13 protein-coding genes are annotated in these 14,733 nt (G+C 70.2%); 2 read left to right on the plus strand and 11 right to left on the minus strand.

Going from position 1 to position 14,733, the window contains the following annotated elements; translation table 11 throughout:
* Positions 1-44 precede the first annotated feature (44 nt).
* The 7 genes from AB0D74_RS23670 to AB0D74_RS23700 all read right to left on the minus strand — a co-directional run bounded on the left by AB0D74_RS23670 (position 45) and on the right by AB0D74_RS23700 (position 9,339).
* Complete coding sequence (locus AB0D74_RS23670) at positions 45-1,250, minus strand: acyl-CoA dehydrogenase family protein (RefSeq protein ID WP_362590267.1); 1,206 nt, start codon at positions 1,248-1,250, stop codon at positions 45-47.
* 3 nt (positions 1,251-1,253) lie between these two features.
* Entirely contained in the window at positions 1,254-1,766 is a 513-nt protein-coding gene (locus AB0D74_RS23675) for a MaoC family dehydratase (protein WP_362590270.1), read from the minus strand.
* Between the two features lie 5 nt (positions 1,767-1,771).
* Positions 1,772-2,746 (minus strand): CoA ester lyase, encoded by a 975-nt coding sequence (locus tag AB0D74_RS23680; RefSeq protein WP_362590273.1) that lies wholly within the window; start codon positions 2,744-2,746, stop codon positions 1,772-1,774.
* Positions 2,743-4,815: a protein meaA gene (locus tag AB0D74_RS23685; protein ID WP_362590276.1), complete on the minus strand. Its 2,073-nt coding sequence runs from the start codon at positions 4,813-4,815 to the stop codon at positions 2,743-2,745. Before AB0D74_RS23685 ends, AB0D74_RS23680 begins: the two co-directional genes overlap by 4 nt.
* 17 nt (positions 4,816-4,832) lie before the next feature.
* Positions 4,833-6,176 carry a crotonyl-CoA carboxylase/reductase gene (gene ccrA / locus AB0D74_RS23690; RefSeq protein WP_362590279.1) on the minus strand — a complete coding sequence of 448 codons (1,344 nt, stop codon included), beginning with the start codon at positions 6,174-6,176 and terminating at the stop codon, positions 4,833-4,835.
* Between the two features lie 408 nt (positions 6,177-6,584).
* A complete protein-coding gene (locus tag AB0D74_RS23695) occupies positions 6,585-7,397 on the minus strand; it encodes a TetR family transcriptional regulator (protein WP_362590282.1) in 813 nt (270 codons plus the stop codon).
* Positions 7,398-7,533: 136 nt separating this feature from the next.
* Positions 7,534-9,339, minus strand: coding sequence for a 3-hydroxyacyl-CoA dehydrogenase family protein (locus AB0D74_RS23700; protein ID WP_362590285.1), 1,806 nt, complete (start codon positions 9,337-9,339; stop codon positions 7,534-7,536).
* A 379-nt stretch (positions 9,340-9,718) separates the two neighbouring features.
* On the opposite strand from AB0D74_RS23700, the gene AB0D74_RS23705 reads away from it, so the two are divergent.
* On the plus strand, positions 9,719-10,294 hold the full coding sequence (locus AB0D74_RS23705) for an adenylosuccinate lyase (RefSeq protein ID WP_362590288.1): 576 nt from the start codon (positions 9,719-9,721) through the stop codon (positions 10,292-10,294).
* Here AB0D74_RS23705 and AB0D74_RS23710 read toward each other — a convergent pair.
* The 4 genes from AB0D74_RS23710 to AB0D74_RS23725 all read right to left on the minus strand — a co-directional run bounded on the left by AB0D74_RS23710 (position 10,281) and on the right by AB0D74_RS23725 (position 14,091).
* On the minus strand, positions 10,281-10,829 hold the full coding sequence (locus tag AB0D74_RS23710; protein WP_362590291.1) for a GNAT family N-acetyltransferase: 549 nt from the start codon (positions 10,827-10,829) through the stop codon (positions 10,281-10,283). The two genes, AB0D74_RS23705 and AB0D74_RS23710, sit on opposite strands and share 14 nt — an antisense overlap.
* Before the next feature lie 47 nt (positions 10,830-10,876).
* Positions 10,877-11,275, minus strand: a complete 399-nt coding sequence (locus tag AB0D74_RS23715; RefSeq protein ID WP_362590293.1) for a RidA family protein — start codon at positions 11,273-11,275, stop codon at positions 10,877-10,879.
* A gap of 56 nt (positions 11,276-11,331) precedes the next feature.
* Positions 11,332-12,900: an alpha/beta hydrolase gene (locus AB0D74_RS23720; protein ID WP_362590296.1), complete on the minus strand. Its 1,569-nt coding sequence runs from the start codon at positions 12,898-12,900 to the stop codon at positions 11,332-11,334.
* A 150-nt stretch (positions 12,901-13,050) separates the two neighbouring features.
* A complete protein-coding gene (locus AB0D74_RS23725) occupies positions 13,051-14,091 on the minus strand; it encodes an Rv2578c family radical SAM protein (RefSeq protein WP_362590299.1) in 1,041 nt (346 codons plus the stop codon).
* 191 nt (positions 14,092-14,282) lie between these two features.
* On the opposite strand from AB0D74_RS23725, the gene AB0D74_RS23730 reads away from it, so the two are divergent.
* Complete coding sequence (locus tag AB0D74_RS23730; protein WP_362590302.1) at positions 14,283-14,726, plus strand: SRPBCC family protein; 444 nt, start codon at positions 14,283-14,285, stop codon at positions 14,724-14,726.
* Positions 14,727-14,733 lie beyond the last annotated feature (7 nt).

The following is a 14,733-nucleotide window of genomic DNA, read 5'->3' on the forward strand; positions in this document are numbered from 1 at the left end:
GGGTGTGATCTTCTTCTCGAAGAAAACACCCCGTACCGGGACAATCAGCCCTGGAATCGATACTCTTCGAGCAACCTTCGCCCGATGATCATTTTCTGGATCTCGGCGGTACCTTCGCCGATCAGCAACATCGGCGCCTCACGGTAGAGACGCTCGATCTCGTACTCCTTGGAGAAGCCGTAGCCGCCGTGGATCCGGAAGGCGTCCTCCACGACCTCCTTGCAGTACTCGGAGGCGAGGTACTTCGCCATCCCGGCCTCAAGGTCGTTTCGTTCCCCGGAGTCCTTTTTGCGTGCCGCGTTGACCATCATGGCATGCGCGGCCTCGACCTTGGTGGCCATCTCCGCCAGCTTGAACTGGATGGCCTGGTGCTGGGCGATCGCCTTGCCGAAAGTGTGACGCTGCTGGGCGTACCGGACGCCCAGCTCGAACGCACGCTGGGCCACACCGCAGCCGCGGGCCGCCACGTTGACGCGGCCGACCTCGACTCCGTCCATCATTTGGTAAAAACCTCGGCCCGTGACCCCGCCGAGCACCCGATCGGCCGGGATGCGCAGCCCGTCCATGATCAGCTCGGTGGTGTCGACGCCCTTGTAGCCCATCTTGTCGATCTTGCCCGGGATGGTGAGGCCGGGGCGGACCTCGCCGAAGCCGGGCTCCTTCTCCACCAGGAAGGTCGTCATCGACTTGTGCGGGGCCGTGCCCTCGGGGTGTCCTTCGTCACTCCGGACGAGGACGGCCACCAGGGAGGAGGTGCCGCCGTTCGTCAGCCACATCTTCTGGCCGTTCAGGACGTACTCCTCGCCGTCCTTCACCGCCTTCGAGGTGATCGCCGACACGTCGGAGCCGAGGCCCGGCTCCGACATCGAGAAGGCGCCCCGGATGTCGCCGGCCGCCATGCGCGGCAGGAAGTGGTCCTTCTGCTCCTGCGTGCCGTGCTGCTTGAGCATGTACGCCACGATGAAGTGCGTGTTGACGATGCCGGAGACGGACATCCAGCCCCGGGCGATCTCCTCGACGCACAGCGCGTACGTCAGGAGGGACTCGCCCAGGCCGCCGTACTCCTCGGGGATCATCAGGCCGAAGAGGCCGAGCTCCTTGAGGCCGTCGACGATCGCCTGCGGGTACTCGTCGCGGTGCTCCAGCTCGGTGGCGACCGGGATGATCTCCTTGTCCACGAAGTCGCGGACGGTGGAGAGGATCTCCTGCTGGACGTCGGTCAGACCGGCGGTCTGGGCGAGACGGGCCATCGCTTACTTCCCCTGTTCCTTGAGCTCGGGGCGGCCCGGCTGCTCGCCGCCGCGCTCCTTGATGTACGTCTCGGTCGGCACCATCACCTTGCGGCGGAAGATGCACACCAGCGTGCCGTCCTGCTTGTAGCCCTTGGTCTCGACGTAGACGATCCCGCGGTCGTTCTTCGACTTGGACGGCCACTTGTCGAGCACGGTGGTCTGGCCGTAGATCGTGTCGCCGTGGAAGGTCGGCGCCACGTGCTTGAGCGACTCGATCTCCAGGTTGGCGATCGCCTTGCCCGAGACGTCCGGCACGGACATGCCGAGCAGCAGCGAGTAGATGTAGTTCCCGACCACCACGTTCTTGCCGAAGTCGGTCGTCTTCTCGGCGTAGTTGGTGTCCATGTGGAGCGGGTGGTGGTTCATGGTGAGGAGACAGAACAGGTGGTCGTCGTACTCCGTGACCGTCTTTCCGGGCCAGTGCTTGTACGTCGCCCCGACCTCGAACTCCTCGTACGTCCGTCCGAACTGCATCGCGCTCAGCCCTCCGGGATCTCGAACTTGGACGTGCGCTGCATGCCGGCGGCCCGGCCCTTGCCGGAGATGACCAGGGCCATCTTGCGGCTGGCCTCGTCGATCATCTCGTCGCCGAGCATCGCGGAGCCCTTCTTGCCGCCCGCCTCGGACGTGTAGTAGTCGTACGCGTCCAGGATCAGCTCGGCGTGGTCGTAGTCCTCCTGCGACGGCGAGAAGATCTCGTTGGACGCCTCGACCTGGCCCGGGTGCAGCACCCACTTGCCGTCGAAGCCGAGCGCGGCGGCGCGCTGGGCGACCTCGCGGTAGCCGTCGATGTTGCGGATCTGGAGGTAGGGGCCGTCGATCGCCTGGAGGTTGTTGGCGCGGGCGGCCATCAGGATCTTCATCAGGATGTAGTGGTAGGCGTCCGCCGGGTAGCCGGGCGGCTGCTCGCCCACGACCAGCGACTTCATGTTGATGGACGCCATGAAGTCGGCCGGGCCGAAGATGATCGTCTCGACGCGCTGGGAGGCCGTCGCGATCTCGTTGACGTTGTTGAGGCCCTGCGCGTTCTCGATCTGCGCCTCGATGCCGATCTTGCCGACCTCGAAGCCCATGGTCTTCTCGATCTGGGTCAGCAGGAGGTCCAGGGCGACGACCTGCTGGGCCGTCTGGACCTTCGGCAGCATGATGCAGTCGAGGTTCTGCCCGGCGCCCTCGACCACGGTCACGACGTCACGGTACGTCCACTCGGTCGTCCAGTCGTTGACCCGCACCACGCGCGTCTTGCCGGTCCAGTCGCCCTCGTTGAGGAACTTGACGATGGTGTGCCGCGCCCCGGGCTTGGCGAGCGGCGCGCACGCGTCCTCCAGGTCCAGGAAGACCTGGTCCGCCGGGAGACCCTGCGCCTTCTCCAGGAAGCGCGGGTTCGAACCGGGCACGGCCAGGCACGAGCGCCGCGGGCGGAGACGGTTGACGGGCGTGACGGGCGTCGTCATGCGGGGACCTCCAGAGGGTCGAGCTTGTTCGCTTTCCGGATCTCGTCGACGATGCGGCCGATGATTCCGGTGATGTCGAAGTCCTTCGGGGTGAAGACCGCGGCCACTCCGGCTTCCCGCAGCTGCTCGGCATCCCCGTTCGGGATGATGCCACCGGCGATCACCGGTATATCTGTGGCACCGGCCACACGGAGGCGTTCCAGGACGTCCGGAACCAGTTGCGCGTGCGAGCCGGAGAGGATCGACAGGCCGACCGCGTGCACGTCCTCGGCCAGCGCCGCGTCCACGATCTGCTCGGGTGTCAGCCGGATCCCCTGGTAGACCACTTCGAAGCCGGCGTCCCGCGCACGCACCGCGATCTGCTCGGCGCCGTTGGAGTGACCGTCGAGGCCCGGCTTGCCGACCAGGAAGCGGAGCTTGCCGCTGCCCAGGTCGCGCGCGGTGGCGTCCACCTTGGCCCGCACCCCGGCCAGCGCCGAGCCCGGCTCGACGGGGACCGCGATCGGCGCCGAGGAGACCCCGGTGGGCGCCCGGAACTCGCCGAACACCTCCCGCAGGGCCCCCGCCCACTCACCGGTCGTCACGCCCGCCCGGGCGCACTCCAGGGTGGCCTCCATGAGGTTGTCGGTGCCCTTGGCGGCCTCCTTCAGCCGCTCCAGGGCCTTGCAGGGCCGCGGGTGGTTGAACGGCGGCTGGTAGCGCGTGTCGCGCCAGCGCCCGATCGCCGCCACCACCCTCGCCTCGACCGCCGGGTCGACCGTCTGGATCGCGGTGTCCAGGTCGGCGGTGAGCGGGTTCGGCTCGGTCGTCTCGAAGATGTTGACGCCGACGATCTTCTCCTGGCCGGACTCGATCCGGGCCCGCCGCTCGGCGTGCGAGGAGACCAGCTGCGACTTCAGGTAGCCCGACTCGACGGCGGCCATCGCGCCGCCCATCTCCTGGATCCGGTCCATCTCCGCGAGGGAGTCCGCGACCAGCTGGGCGACCTTCTTCTCGACGACGTGCGAGCCCTCGAAGATGTCCTCGTACTCCAGCAGGTCGCTCTCGTGCGCCAGCACCTGCTGGATGCGCAGCGACCACTGCTGGTCCCAGGGCGTCGGCAGGCCGAGCGCCTCGTTCCAGGCCGGGAGCTGCACGGCACGCGCGCGTGCGTCCTTGGAGAGCGTCACGGCGAGCATCTCCAGCACGATCCGCTGGACGTTGTTCTCCGGCTGCGCCTCGGTCAGCCCCAGCGAGTTGACCTGGACGCCGTACCGGAAGCGGCGCTGCTTGGCGTTCTCGATGCCGTAGCGCTCGCGGGTGACCTGGTCCCAGATGCGGCCGAACGCCCGCATCTTGCACATCTCCTCGACGAACCGGACGCCCGCGTTGACGAAGAAGGAGATACGGGCGACGACGTCACCCATCCGCTCCTGCGGCACCTGGCCGCTGTCCCGCACCGCGTCCAGCACGGCGATGGCGGTGGACATCGCGTACGCGATCTCCTGGACCGGCGTGGCGCCGGCCTCCTGGAGGTGGTAGCTGCAGATGTTGATCGGGTTCCACTTCGGGATGTGGGACACCGTGTACGCGATCATGTCCGTCGTCAGCCGGAGCGAGGGCCCCGGGGGGAAGACGTGCGTCCCCCGGGACAGGTACTCCTTGACGATGTCGTTCTGGGTCGTGCCCTGGAGCTTGGTGACGTCCGCACCCTGCTCCTCGGCGACCACCTGGTAGAGCGCCAGCAGCCACATCGCCGTGGCGTTGATCGTCATCGAGGTGTTCATCTGCTCCAGGGGGATGTCCTGGAAGAGCCGGCGCATGTCACCGAGGTGCGAGACGGGCACGCCCACCCGGCCGACCTCGCCGCGGGCGAGGATGTGGTCGGGGTCGTAGCCGGTCTGGGTCGGCAGGTCGAACGCCACCGACAGGCCGGTCTGGCCCTTGGCGAGGTTGCGCCGGTACAGCTCGTTGGACGCCTCGGCCGTGGAGTGGCCGGCGTACGTGCGCATGAGCCACGGCCGGTCCTTCTCCCTCGGCGCCTGCGGCGCGGACTCCCGGCCGCCTTCGGCGATCTGACGCTCAGTCATCTATGACCTCGGGTGTCTCAGATGTTGCGGAAGCGGTTGATGGCGTCGAGGTGCTTGGCCCGCATCTCCGCGTCGCGCACGCCGAGGCCCTCCTCGGGCGCGAGGCAGAGGACGCCGACCTTGCCCTGGTGCAGGTTGCGGTGCACGTCGTAGGCGGCCTGGCCGGTCTCCTCCAGGGAGTAGGTCCTCGACAGCGTCGGGTGGATCTTGCCCTTCGCGATCAGCCGGTTGGCCTCCCAGGCCTCGCGGTAGTTGGCGAAGTGCGAGCCGATGATCCGCTTCAGGGACATCCACAGGTAGCGGTTGTCGTACTCGTGCATGTAGCCCGAGGTGGAGGCGCAGGTGGTGATGGTGCCGCCCTTGCGGGTGACGAAGACCGAGGCGCCGAAGGTCTCGCGGCCGGGGTGCTCGAAGACGATGTCGATGTCCTCGCCGCCGGTGAACTCGCGGATGCGCTTGCCGAAGCGCTTCCACTCGCGCGGGTCCTGCTCCCGCTCGTCCTTCCAGAACTTGTAGTCCTCGGCGTTGCGGTCGATGATCGCCTCGGCGCCCATGGCCCGGCAGATGTCCGCCTTCTGCGGCGAGGACACGACGCAGATGGGGTTGGCGCCGCCGGCCAGCGCGAACTGGGTGGCGTACGAGCCGAGTCCGCCGCTCGCGCCCCAGATCAGGACGTTGTCGCCCTGCTTCATGCCGGCGCCGTTGCGGGAGACCAGCTGCCGGTAGGCGGTCGAGTTGACCAGGCCCGGGGCGGCGGCCTCCTCCCAGCTGAGGTGGTTCGGCTTCGGCATCAGCTGGTTGGACTTGACGAGCGCGATCTCGGCGAGCCCGCCGAAGTTGGTCTCGAAGCCCCAGATCCGCTGCTCGGGGTCGAGCATCGTGTCGTTGTGCCCGTCGCTGGACTCCAGCTCCACGCTGAGGCAGTGCGCGACGACCTCGTCGCCGGGCTTCCAGGCGTTGACGCCGGGGCCGGTGCGCAGGACGACGCCCGCGAGGTCGGAGCCGATGATGTGGTACGGCAGGTCGTGCCGCTTGGTCAGCTCGGAGAGGCGCCCGTAGCGCTCCAGGAAGCCGAAGGTCGACAGCGGCTCGAAGATCGAGGTCCACACCGAGTTGTAGTTGACACTCGATGCCATGACGGCGACCAGGGCCTCGCCCGGGCCCAGCTCGGGCAGGGGGACCTCGTCGAGGTGGATCGACTTGCGCGGGTCCTTGTCGCGGGTCTCCAGGCCCGCGAACATGTCCGTCTCGTCCTTGTGCACGGTGATCGCGCGGTACGACTCGGGAAGCGGCAGGGCCGCGAAGTCGGCCGGCGTCGATTCCGGTGACTGGATCGCGTCCAGAATGGCCTGAGTGGTCACGGTGTTGCCTCCGGCGATGCTTGCGCCCCCTGAGGGAAGGGGCGCTGAGGGTTACGTCGGTGCTGCTGAGGGTTTCGGGAAGGTGCCGTCGGTTCGGCGGTGGTGGTGCTTCGGCAGCGCTTTGTGGCGCGGGAGGTTGCCTGTGACGCAGGCGTCCGGCGGGGGAGCTGGTGTGCTCACCGGGACAGGCCGGACTCCATCAACGTATGACACCGCGTGTCAGGCCGCAAGGCACTGAGTGCCACGAGTTCGCCTCAGATGAAATCTTTACGTAACAAATGAGCGATGATCGATCGAACGGCATCGGAAAGTTGCCTGAAAAGGTGCTCTGACATGCCAAAACGGCCACCCGGGCGGGTGGCCGTCGTCACAGCGGGGGAGTGTCCGAGGACACTCCCGGAGGGTGGCTCAGCGCTCCTTGAGCGCCTGTTCGATGGTCCGCATGACCTCGTCCAGCGGGGCGTCGGTACGGGCCACCGTCACCAGCACCTCCCCCTGCGAGGCGACCGAGGCCGGCGCGGGCCGGCGGGGCTCGGTCTCCCGGCCCGCCCCGATCCCGTCCCCGAAGGTCTTGCGGACGATCGCGAAGGCGTGGTCCAGCTGGAGCTCGACGTCCCCCTGCCCGCCGGCCCGCAGCCAGCGCCGCAGCACGTGGTTGTGGGCGGTGACCACGGCCGACGCCGCGACCTCGGCCAGCAGCGGGTCGTCGTTCGCGTCGTCCGCGTGGGCGTGCTCGTCGAAGTGGCCGAGGAGGTAGCGGGTGAAGAGGCGCTCGTAACGGGCCACCGACGCGATCTCCGCCTCGCGCAGGGTGGGTACCTCGCGGGTGAGCTTGTAGCGGGCGACCGAGATGTCCGGCCGGGCCGCGTACATCTTCATGACTTCCTTGATGCCGCGGCACACCGTGTCGAGCGGGTGCTCGTGGGCCGGGGCCGCGTTCAGCACGGCCTCGGCCCGGATCAGGGTGTCGTCGTGGTCCGGGAAGATCGCCTCTTCCTTGGAGCGGAAGTGGCGGAAGAAGGTGCGGCGGGCGACCCCGGCCGCGGCGGCGATCTCGTCGACGGTGGTCGCCTCGTACCCCTTCGTCGCGAAGAGCTCCATCGCGGCTGCCGCCAGCTCCCGGCGCATCTTGAGCCGCTGGGCCGCCGCGCGGCTGCCCGCGGCACTCTCCGGCGCGTCCGGCGTGGCGGGGGTACGTGAGGACTTGGCGGGCTGGGACATGACCCGAACGTACTGCATGTGCGCAGCTTGATGCGCAGGTCCGGGGTTTCCCCCGCCCGTGAAGGGCGGGGGACCGTCCACGGGGTCGAGCAGTCCGCCCCAGTCCTTCTCGTCCCGGAACCAGTCGCCGACGCCGTCAGCGGCGGGCATATTCGCGGAAGCCACGGCCGGTCTTGCGGCCGAGGCAGCCCGCGGCCACCAGATGCTCCAGGAGCGGCGCGGGCGCGAGGCCCGGGTCGCGGAACTCTCGGTGCAGCACCTTCTCGATGGCGAGCGAGACGTCCAGGCCGACCACGTCCAGGAGTTCGAACGGCCCCATCGGGTAGCCGCCGCCGAGCTTCATCGCCGCGTCGATGTCGTCGAGCGAGGCGTAGTGCTCCTCCACCATCTTGATCGCGTTGTTCAGGTACGGGAACAGCAGCGCGTTGACGATGAACCCGGCCCGGTCGCCGCAGTCGACCGCGTGCTTCCGGATGCGGGCGCAGACCTCGCGGACCGTGGCGTGCACGTCCTCGCCGGTCAGCACGGTACGGACGACCTCGACCAGCTTCATGGCCGGCGCCGGGTTGAAGAAGTGCATGCCGATCACGTCCTGCGGACGCGCGGTGGCCCGGGCGCAGGCGACGACCGGCAGCGAGGACGTGGTGGTGGCGAGCACCGCACCCGGCTTGCAGACCTTGTCCAGGGCCTGGAACAGCTGCCGCTTGACCTCCAGGTCCTCGGCGACCGCCTCGACGGCCAGGTCGACGTCCGCGAAGGCGTCGTACGAGCCCGCCGGGGTGATCAGGTCCAGGGTCTGCGCGGCGGCCTCGGCGGTCATCCGGCCCTTGCCGACGGAGCGGTCCAGGGACTTGCCGATGCGGGCCTTGGCGGCCTGTGCCTTCTCCTCGCTGCGGGCGGCGAGGACGACCTCGTACCCGGCCTTGGCGAAGACCTCGGCGATCCCGGAGGCCATGGTGCCGGAGCCGGCGACGCCGACCGAGCGGACCGTACGGCCCGGGGTGAGCGCGGCGCCGTCCAGCGGGGTGAGCGCGTCCCGGACGACGGTGGCGCTGCCGGGGGCCTCGTAGGTGTAGAAGCCGCGGCCCGACTTGCGGCCGGTCAGGCCGGCCTCGCTGAGCTGCTTGAGGACGGGCGCCGGGGCGTGCAGCCGGTCGCGGGACTCGGCGTACATGGCCTCCAGGACCGTGCGCGCGGTGTCGATGCCGATCAGGTCCAGCAGGGCCAGCGGGCCCATCGGCAGGCCGCAGCCGAGCCGCATGGCCGCGTCGATGTCCTCGCGGGAGGCGTACTTCGCCTCGTACATCGCGGCGGCCTGGTTGAGGTAGCCGAACAGCAGTCCGTCCGCGACGAACCCGGGGCGGTCGCCGACCGCGACCGGCTCCTTGCCCAGCTCGATCGCCAGGTCGGTGACGGCGGCGACGGCGCCCGGCGCGGTGAGCACCGAGGAGACCACCTCGACCAGCTTCATCGCCGGGGCCGGGTTGAAGAAGTGCAGGCCGAGGACGCGCTCGGGGCGGGCCGAGTCGGCGGCGAGCCGGGTCACGGAGAGCGCGTTGGTGCCGGTGGCGAGGATGGTCCCGGGGCGGACGATGCCGTCCAGCTCGCGCAGGACCTGGTGCTTGATGTCGTACGACTCCGGGACCACCTCGATGACGAGGTCGGCGTCGGCGGCGGCCGACAGGTCGGTGCCGGTGCGGATCCGGGCGAGGGCTTCGGCGCGCTCCTGCTCGGTCAGCTTGCCGCGCGCCACGGCACGCGCGGTGGCGGCCTCCAGGGCGGCGAGGGACCTGGCGGCCTGGGCCTCGCTGATGTCGATGCCGATCACCTCGCGGCCGGCCTTCGCGAGGACCTCGGCGATACCGGTGCCCATGGTGCCGAGGCCGACGACGGCGATCGTCTTGAGCGGGGACAGGGAAGGGTCGGACTGGGGAGTGGCCATCGCGGGACTCCAGGAATGAGGGTGACGACTGGAAGCGCGCCCGGGTGCGCCGAGGGGCGCACCGGGTGCGGAGAGAGCTGCGTGAATGCGGGTGGTGCCGGGCTGCGAGCGCACACGCCCGGTGCTGCCGCCACGGGCGCGCACACGCCCGGAAACGGCGGATTCCGACCGGCCCTGTCCCGGAGCCGGGTCGTACTGCGGTACGAGGTACCGAACCGACCTTCGTCCTCACGGCGGCTGCGTCACCAAACCGGCGTGAGCGTTACTGCGAGTGGGTGACTCGCTCGATTGAGCTTAACCGGCGGGTAACGAGCGCGCCAGTCCCCCGAGTTTGTGATGTACGTCCCTCTCCTGCGGCAACCCCTCTACGCTGGGCTTCGTGGACGAAGAGTTGCGATCACTCACGGAGCGTTTGCGGCAGGAGTCGCAGGGGACGGCGGCCTTCGACCGGCTTCTGGCCACCGAGGACCACGACCGGCTGGCGGAGGTGCTCACCGCGGCCGGGCAGCCCCTGTGGGCGAGGGAGCTGGCGGCGTTCCGGCTGGGGACGGCCGGGGACCGGCGGGCCTTCGAGACGCTGGTCCTCCTCCTCAACCACCGTGACCCGCCCCGCTGCGTCTCCGCCGCCTGTGCCCTCGCCCGCCTCCGGGACCCGCGCACCGCCCGTGCCGCCGCCGCCCTCGCCACCAACGAACTCCGCGTCGCCTACGCCCTGCAGCCCGTCCGTCTCCTGGTCGAACTCCGCGCGCCGGAGTCCGTCCCCGCCCTGATCACCACCCTGGAACGCCGGCTGCGCCCGCACGACCCCTACCGCAGGGTCGCCCTCGCCTGCGTGGACGGCCTCGGCGCCCTCGGCGACACCCGGGCCCGCCGCGTCCTCACCGAGGCCCTGGCCCACCCCACCCTCGCGGGGGCGGCCGTCGAGGCCCTCGCCCGCATCCCTAGGCAGAGGTGACGCCGGACTCCCTGACGTACCGCACCTCGGGCACCCGCACCCCGTCGACCTCGTACGGCTCCTCGGTGCCGTCGGCCGCGAAACCCGCCATCTCGTAGAACCGCCGGGCACGCGCGTTCTCCTTCAGCACCCACAGGTACACGCGCGGGTGCCCGGCGCACTGCTCCAGGACCGCCGTGAGCAGCGCCCGCCCGGCGCCCGTGCCGAGGTGGGCGGCGTCCAGGTAGATGGCGTACAACTCGGCGTCACCGGTGCGCACTTCACCGTCCCGGTACGGCCCGTGCGCCGCCCACCCCACGACGGTGCCGCGCCGCTCGGCGACCAGCTCCGTCACCCCGTCCCGGCCGTCCCGGAACCGGGCCCGCCGCCGCTCGGCGTCCCGCTCGACGCTGAGCCCGTCCAGGAAGGGCTGCGGCATGAGGCCCCGGTACGCGTACTGCCAGCCCCGGATGCGGATCTCCGAGACCCGGCCGCAGTCGGCGAGGGTCATGGGGCGGACGTGGAGGGCAGGTGCGGGGAGCGCGTCGTCGTTCATGACGGCACCCTAGGGAGCGGACGGCGCCGCCCGCCCGGGAACCGGCGTCAGCCGGCCACCACCGCCAGCGCCTCGATCTCCGTCAGGAACTGCGGGGCGACGAGCGCGGCCACCTGGACGGCGGAGGCGGCCGGGAGGCGGTCGTCGGGTATGTGGGCGGCGCGGGCCGCGCGGACGGCCGGCAGGTGGGCCATGTCCGTGACGAAGTAGGTGAGTTTGACCACGTCGTCGAAGGTGGCGCCGGCCGCCGCCAGGCAGCGCCGCAGGTTCTCGAAGACCTGGCGGGCCTGGGCCGCCGGATCGCCCTCGCCGACCAGCCGGCCGTCCTCGTCCAGCGGCAGCTGGCCGGAGACGGCGACGAGCCGGCCGGTCGCCGCCACCACGTGCGTGTACTGGGCGGCGGGGGCGACGCCGTCGGGGGCGGGGATGCGGGTCAGATCACTCATGCGTCCATGGTGGACCACGGGTCTGACAACGCCCCCGACGGGACGTCAGGACCGGCTCAGCCGCGGAACCCCAGCAGCCCGTGCAGGGTCGAGCCGCGGGACGACGTCGAGGCCGCCTTGGTGGTGAGGGGCTTCGGGTCGGGGGTCTTGGCGCAGACCGCGTCGGCGGTGCCGGTGCCGCGCGGGACCGTGCCGTCGGTCAGGTAGGCGGCGAGGTGGGTGTCCAGGCAGGTGTTGCCGCTGAGCGTGATGCCGTGGTTGCCGCCGTCCTGCTCCACGACCAGGCTGGAGCCGGCCAGCAGCCGGTGGACCGTGACGCCGCCCTGGTAGGGGGTGGCCGCGTCGTCCGTGGCCTGGAAGAGGAGGACCGGCGGGAGCTCGGCGTTGGCGATGTTCGGCGGCTTCAGGGACTTCGTCGGCCAGGACGCGCAGGCCGCGTTGTACCAGGCGTTGTTCCAGACCATGAAGGGTGCCTTCTCATAGGCCGCCCAGTTGTCCTTGCGCCACTGGTTCCAGTCCCGCGGCCAGGAGGAGTCCCGGCACTGGACGGCCGCGTAGACGCTGTAGCCGTTGTCGCCCGACGCGTCGACGGCGGCGAAGTTCTGGTACGCCTCGACCAGCGCCGCGGTCTTCCTGCCGTTGACGTAGGCGGAGAACGCGTCGGCCAGGTAGGGCCAGTAGCCGTCGTAGTAGCCGCCGGGGATGAAGGTGTCCTCCAGCTCGGAGGCGCCCACCTTGCCGCCGGCCGGTTTCTTCGCCAGGGCGGCCCGCATGGCGTACCACTTGGCCTCGACCTTGTCCGGGTCCTTGCCGAGCTTGTACGTCGAGTCGTACTTCGCGATCCACGCCATCAGGGCGCGCTGGCGGTCGTCGAACGCGTAGTCCTGGCTCAGGTTGTCGTCGTACCAGACGCCCGTGGGGTCGACGATCGAGTCCAGGACCAGGCGGTGGATCCGGTCCGGGTGCAGCTTCGCGTAGACGGCGCCCAGGTAGGTGCCGTACGAGTAGCCGAAGTAGCTGATCTGCCGGACGCCGAGGGACTGGCGGATCGAGTCGAGGTCCTGTGCGGCGTCGACCGTGTCGAGGTGCGGCAGCAGGTTGGCGTACTTCTTGCCGCAGGCCGCCGCGAACGACCGCACCCGCTTGAGGTTCGCCTGTTCGAGGGCGGGGGTGGCCGGGACCGAGTCGGGGCGCACCGGCTTGAAGTAGCCGGGCATGCAGTCGATCGCCGGGGTGCTCTTCCCGACGCCGCGCGGGTCGAAGCCGATGACGTCGTACTGGGCGGCCACCTTCTTGGGCAGCGTGGACGCCACGAAACCGGCGAGGGCCAGCCCGCTGCCGCCGGGGCCGCCGGGGTTGACCAGCAGCGGCCCCTGGGAGACCGATGCGGTGTGCGGGACGCGGGAGAGGGCGAGCGTGATCTGCCGCCCGCGCGGGTTGCGGTGGTCCAGAGGCACCTTGACCGAGCCGCACTGGAGCGTCGGGTAGTCGGTGGTGCCGCACTTCTTCCAGGTCACCGGGGAGATCTGGACGGGGGCTCGGGTGGCGGCGCTCGCGGGCAGGCCGGTGAACGAACCGGCCACGACGGCGGCGACGGCGCACAGCACGGCTGCGCGTGTTCGCATGGGTCCTCCCAGGACGGAGGGGAGCGGACCGCACGTGCCACGGTCCTCGCCGCATCGTCCCGGAAACAGGACCCGGAAGAACCCATTCTGACGATGAATGACCCAATTGGTCCGAGGGTTGCGCCCGAACGCCCCCGGCCCGCCGGTCGGTCAGAGCAGGGTGAGCTGGGTCGGCTCCGGCGCCGCGGGCTCCTCCTCCGCCGCCGGTACCGGGATCCGCCGGGCGGTGCCCGGGCGGTTCGGCCCGATGCCGTACTCCTCGGCCAGCTCGTGCACCTGACGGGTGATCCGGCGCTGGTACCACTTGGGGGCGTAGGCGCCCTCCGCGTACAGCCGCTCGTAACGCCGCACCAGGTGCGGGTGGTGGGCCGCGAGCCAGCTCATGAACCACTCGCGGGCGCCGGGCCGCAGATGCAGCACCAGGGGTGTCACCGAGGTGGCCCCGGCCGCCGCGATCGCCCGCACGGTGGCCCGGAGCTGGGCCGGGTGGTCGCCGAGGAAGGGGATCACCGGCGCCATCAGGACCCCGCAGCCGATACCGGCCCCGGCGAGGGCGCGGACGACGTCCAGGCGGCGCTCGGGGGCCGGGGTGCCCGGCTCCACGGTCCGCCACAGCTCGGGGTCGACGAAGCCGACCGAGACCGAGATGCCGATGTCCGTGACGTCCGCCGCCCGGCGCAGCAGCTCCAGGTCGCGCAGGATCAGGGTGCCCTTGGTCAGGATCGAGAACGGGTTGGCGTGCTCGGTGAGGGCGGAGATGATCCCCGGCATCAGCCGGTAGCGCCCCTCGGCGCGCTGGTAGCAGTCGACGTTGGTGCCCATCGCTATGTGGTCGCCGAGCCAGCGGCGCGAGCCCAGCTGGCGGCGGAGCAGCTCCGGGGCGTTGACCTTGACCACGATCTGGGTGTCGAAGCCGATCCCGGTGTCCAGGTCCAGATAGCTGTGGGTCTTGCGGGCGAAGCAGTACACGCACGCGTGCGAGCAGCCCCGGTACGGGTTCACCGTCCACTCGAACGGCATCCGCGAGGCGCCCGGCACCCGGTTGATGATCGACCGCGCCCGCACCTCGTGGAACGTGATCCCCCGGAACTCCGGCGTGTCGAAGGTCCGGGTCGTGACCGCGTCCGCACCGAACAGCGCGGTGCCGGCCCGGCTGTGACCGGTCTCCTCGGTGAGGTTCTCCCAGCGCATGACGCCTCCTCGGTAGCACTGCCCACAGAATAGAACATCTGTTCCCATGATCGTGCGAACGATCTGTGGAGACCGCGCGGACGTCGTTCGGATCACGTTTCCGACCGCTTCGGGCACCCCGATTTGGGCGGCCGGGCGCCGGGGTGGTTGGCTTGGCGCAACCCCGAGAACTCAGGTGCTGGAGGAAAGCGATGGCGCAGGTCGAGGCCACTACGGAGCGGGTCGTCGGCGCGGATGCGGAGACGGTGTTCGACGCGATCGCCGACTACAGCGGCACGCGCGCGAAGCTGCTCTCCGAACACTTCAGCGAGTACGAGGTGCGCGAGGGCGGCGACGGCGAGGGCACCCTCGTCCACTGGAAGCTGCAGGCCACCAGCAAGCGGGTCCGGGACTGCCTCCTGGAGGTCAGCGAGCCCACCGACGGCGAGCTGGTCGAGAAGGACCGCAACTCCTCCATGGTCACCACCTGGCGCGTCACCCCGGCCGGCGAGGGGAAGTCCCGGGTCGTCGTGCACACCACCTGGCAGGGCGCCGGCGGCATCGGCGGCTTCTTCGAGAAGACCTTCGCGCCCAAGGGCCTCGGCCGGATCTACGACCAGGTGCTCGACAAGCTCGCCACCGAGGTCGAGAAGTAACCTCCCG

The sequence above is a fragment of the Streptomyces sp. NPDC048278 genome (genome assembly GCF_040652195.1).
Lineage (GTDB): Bacteria > Actinomycetota > Actinomycetes > Streptomycetales > Streptomycetaceae > Streptomyces.

What these genes read in the sequence shown, in the direction of transcription:
- AB0D74_RS23685 (WP_362590276.1), bottom strand. Translation starts at nt 4,815, where the DNA reads ATGACTGAGCGTCAGATCGCCGAAGGCGGCCGGGAGTCCGCGCCGCAG.
- AB0D74_RS23730 (WP_362590302.1), top strand. Translation starts at nt 14,283, where the DNA reads ATGGCGCAGGTCGAGGCCACTACGGAGCGGGTCGTCGGCGCGGATGCG.
- AB0D74_RS23695 (WP_362590282.1), bottom strand. Translation starts at nt 7,397, where the DNA reads ATGTCCCAGCCCGCCAAGTCCTCACGTACCCCCGCCACGCCGGACGCG.
- AB0D74_RS23700 (WP_362590285.1), bottom strand. Translation starts at nt 9,339, where the DNA reads ATGGCCACTCCCCAGTCCGACCCTTCCCTGTCCCCGCTCAAGACGATC.
- AB0D74_RS23680 (WP_362590273.1), bottom strand. Translation starts at nt 2,746, where the DNA reads ATGACGACGCCCGTCACGCCCGTCAACCGTCTCCGCCCGCGGCGCTCG.
- AB0D74_RS23715 (WP_362590293.1), bottom strand. Translation starts at nt 11,275, where the DNA reads ATGAGTGATCTGACCCGCATCCCCGCCCCCGACGGCGTCGCCCCCGCC.
- AB0D74_RS23710 (WP_362590291.1), bottom strand. Translation starts at nt 10,829, where the DNA reads ATGAACGACGACGCGCTCCCCGCACCTGCCCTCCACGTCCGCCCCATG.
- AB0D74_RS23670 (WP_362590267.1), bottom strand. Translation starts at nt 1,250, where the DNA reads ATGGCCCGTCTCGCCCAGACCGCCGGTCTGACCGACGTCCAGCAGGAG.
- AB0D74_RS23720 (WP_362590296.1), bottom strand. Translation starts at nt 12,900, where the DNA reads ATGCGAACACGCGCAGCCGTGCTGTGCGCCGTCGCCGCCGTCGTGGCC.
- AB0D74_RS23675 (WP_362590270.1), bottom strand. Translation starts at nt 1,766, where the DNA reads ATGCAGTTCGGACGGACGTACGAGGAGTTCGAGGTCGGGGCGACGTAC.
- AB0D74_RS23725 (WP_362590299.1), bottom strand. Translation starts at nt 14,091, where the DNA reads ATGCGCTGGGAGAACCTCACCGAGGAGACCGGTCACAGCCGGGCCGGC.